This window comes from Mesorhizobium sp. M7A.F.Ca.AU.002.02.1.1, assembly GCF_003998535.1.
Taxonomy (GTDB): domain Bacteria; phylum Pseudomonadota; class Alphaproteobacteria; order Rhizobiales; family Rhizobiaceae; genus Mesorhizobium; species Mesorhizobium ciceri.
Genome location: NZ_RZPB01000752.1, coordinates 1 through 2902, shown reverse-complemented (window position 1 = coordinate 2902; position 2902 = coordinate 1). Strand labels below are relative to the sequence as shown.

4 protein-coding genes are annotated in these 2902 nt (G+C 64.4%); 1 reads left to right on the top strand and 3 read right to left on the bottom strand.

The genetic code is table 11. The features are described 5' to 3' along the window. From lspA to EN879_RS30655, 3 genes are all read right to left on the bottom strand, one after another. A partial coding sequence (lspA, locus tag EN879_RS30665; protein WP_127274468.1) for a signal peptidase II occupies positions 1 to 481 on the bottom strand: 481 nt, incomplete at its 3' end. Positions 482 to 494: 13 nt separating this feature from the next. Next, entirely contained in the window at positions 495 to 1352 is an 858-nt protein-coding gene (locus EN879_RS30660; protein WP_063169012.1) for an RNA methyltransferase, read from the bottom strand. Next, complete coding sequence (locus EN879_RS30655) at positions 1349 to 2443, bottom strand: class I SAM-dependent rRNA methyltransferase (RefSeq protein ID WP_063169011.1); 1095 nt, start codon at positions 2441 to 2443, stop codon at positions 1349 to 1351. The genes EN879_RS30660 and EN879_RS30655 overlap by 4 nt, the downstream gene beginning before the upstream one ends. A gap of 136 nt (positions 2444 to 2579) precedes the next feature. On the opposite strand from EN879_RS30655, the gene EN879_RS30650 reads away from it, so the two are divergent. Continuing rightward, positions 2580 to 2902, top strand: a 323-nt coding sequence (locus tag EN879_RS30650) for an HTH domain-containing protein (RefSeq protein WP_127274467.1), incomplete at its 3' end; no start/stop codon positions are given.

Below are 2902 nucleotides of genomic sequence, written 5' to 3'. Positions count from 1 at the left end.
TGGAAGGACTGGCTTTGGGTTCGCGCCGCCAGCCGAACAGCTCGTCGAAGACGACCAGTGCCGCACCAACCGAAATGAAGGCGTCGGCAAGGTTGAAGACGGCGAAGGACCAGACCGGCGTGTGGAACAGGATGTAGTCGATGACGTGGCCGTAGACGGCGCGGTCGATCAGATTGCCGAGCGCGCCGCCGACGATCAGCGCAAAGCCGGTGCGGGCAAGGATCTGGGACGGCGCGATCCGCGTCGCCAGGAACAGCACGAAGGCAACGACGGCGAGCGAAATGACGATCAGCCCGGTGTCGCCGAAGGACGAGAACATCGAGAAGGCGATGCCGGTATTGTAGGTGCGAAACAGCGCCAGGAAGGGCAGCAGATCAACCTTCTCCTGAAAAGGCAGATCGGCCTCGACCAGGTATTTTATCCACTGGTCGAGCGCGATGGCCGCGACGACGAGCAATGCGTAGGGAGACCATGATCTCACGGGCAGGCAACCTTCATTGCTGGTCCAGGATTGACTCGAGCTTCAGCGCGCCGCGCCGGATCTCGAACAGCATGATGCCGGTGGCAACGGCCAGATTGAGCGAATCGGCACGGCCCGCTTGCGGAATCCTGAGCAGCCTGTCGCAACTCGCAGCCAGGCTTTCGGGCAGTCCCTGCTGCTCGTTGCCCATCATCAGCAGCACGGGCCCGCGGGAAAAATCGACCGAGCGGTAGTCGACGGCGCCTTTCAGGTGGGTTCCGGCGACGAGGCCTGAAAACCCGCCTCGCCAGGCGAGGAAAGCCTCGGTTGTCGCCTTCGCCACCGGCACGGCAAAGATCGAACCCATGGTGGCACGCACCGTCTCCACGGAGAATGGATCAGTGGTATCGCCGACCAGGATGACGCCTTTGGCGCCGACGGCATCGACGGTGCGGATGACGGTGCCGAGATTGCCGGGGTCGCGCACCCGGTCGAGCGCCACCCAGACGTCGCCATTGTCAGCGCGGACATCTTTCAGGGCGAGGAATTTTTGCGAAAAGACGCCGACCACCATTTGCGGGTTGTCGCGACGGGTGATGGCGACCAGCACCTTCTCCGACACTTCGAGCACCATGCCGCCTGCCGCAACCGTGCGTGCGGCCACCTTCTCCACGGCAGCGTTGCCGCGCCCGGCCTTGGCGAAAACCAATGTCCTGATCTGCCAGCCGAGATCGAGCGCATCGATGACCAGCTTCAATCCCTCGGCCATGAAGGCGTTCTGCTGGTCGCGGAATTTCTTCTGAGCGAGCGCCTTGATGTCCTTGACCAGCGGATTGGCGAGGCTGGTGACCTCCTTCACCTGGCCGGGTGCGCCTGCATGCCGCTCGTTCATTCAGCCACCCAACGCGAAAACAATGAGGTCGATAGCGCCCGGCCGGCGGACTTTTCGCGGATGATCAGCTCACCCGATTCAACCTTGCCGCCCATACCGGCAAAGGTATCGCGCATCAGGGCGTGGATGGCGAAGAAGGAGGCGCGGATCGAGTAGGCGGTCAGCACCACGGCGAGCGGCTTCGGCGTCAGGATCGCCCGGCAGAGGTCGGTCAAATCCGGCAGGTCCTCGAACAATTGCCAGACCTCGCCCTTGGGGCCACGGCCATAGGCCGGCGGGTCGAACAGAATGATATCGTAGCGGCTGCCGCGGCGCTCCTCGCGCTCGGCGAATTTCACCGCGTCGTCGACGATCCAGCGGATCGGCTTGCTGCCGAGGCCGGCCATCTCCTGGTTTTCGCGGGCCCAGCCGATCGCCTTCTTCGAGGCATCGACATGGGTGACCTCGGCACCGGCGCGAGCCGCCACCAAGGAAGCGAGACCGGTATAGCCGAACAGGTTCAGAACCTTGACCGGCCGCTTCGCCGCCGCGATCAGCCCGGCCATGTGGTCCCAGTGGGAGGCCTGCTCGGGAAAGACGCCGACATGACGAAACGAGGTGAAACGGCCGAGATAGTCGATGCCGTCATGCTTCATCGGCCAGGTCTCGCCGAGCGGCAGCTTCGGGAAACGCCAGCGGCCGATCCCCTCCTCGTCGGTGTCTCCGGTGAAGACGGCGTCGGCGCGCTCCCATTCCTTTGCCGGCAATGCCTTTTGCCAGATCGCCTGACCCTCTGGCCGCACGATCCGGTAGGGGCCATATTGTTCGAGCTTCTGGCCGGTGCCGCTGTCGAGCAGCGCATAATCGGCATTGGGCGCCACTTCCAGGATCACGGGAAGATGTTCGGCGGGCAGAGCGCCTTCGCGGCGGGCCAGGATGCGCGGCGCCGAGTTCGGTTCGGAACGATTTTCCGTCTTCGCCTCATGGCGCTCGCGCGGTGGCGCTTCCGGTCTGGCAGGAGCCTGGCCGGGACGCGGGCGTGACACGTCCGCCGCACTCTTGGCGGATGGATGTGGACGGTTGTCGCGGCGTTTGTCGCGAAAAGACTTCAAGCGGGGGCAACTCCGAACGGCGTGGCCGCTTTTGACATAGGGCAACCGGCTTCGCAACCAAGTCCGACAGGTCGGCCTCTCCGGTTTATGTCTGCCGGCGATGGACCAATGTCAAAGAAACAGGCAAATCTGCTCGATGTCCCGCTCCGAACGCCTGCTCGACCTCATACAGTGCTTGCGCCGGCATCGCCGGCCGGTGAGCGGGCACATGCTTGCCGACGAGACGGGCGTTTCGATCCGCACGCTCTACCGCGACATCGCCACGCTGCAGGGCCAGGGCGCGCCGATCGAAGGTGAGGCGGGGTTGGGTTATGTGCTCAAGCCCGGCTTCATGCTGCCGCCGCTGATGTTCAGCGACGAGGAGATCGAAGCCATTGTGCTCGGCTCGCGCTGGGTCGCCAGGCAGCCGGACCAGCGTCTCTCGGCCGCCGCCGCCAACGCGTTGGCCAAGATCGCAGC

Bases quoted from the DNA above. Each gene is read 5' to 3' on its own strand.
- EN879_RS30660 (WP_063169012.1), bottom strand. From the start codon at position 1,352: ATGAACGAGCGGCATGCAGGCGCACCCGGCCAGGTGAAGGAGGTCACC.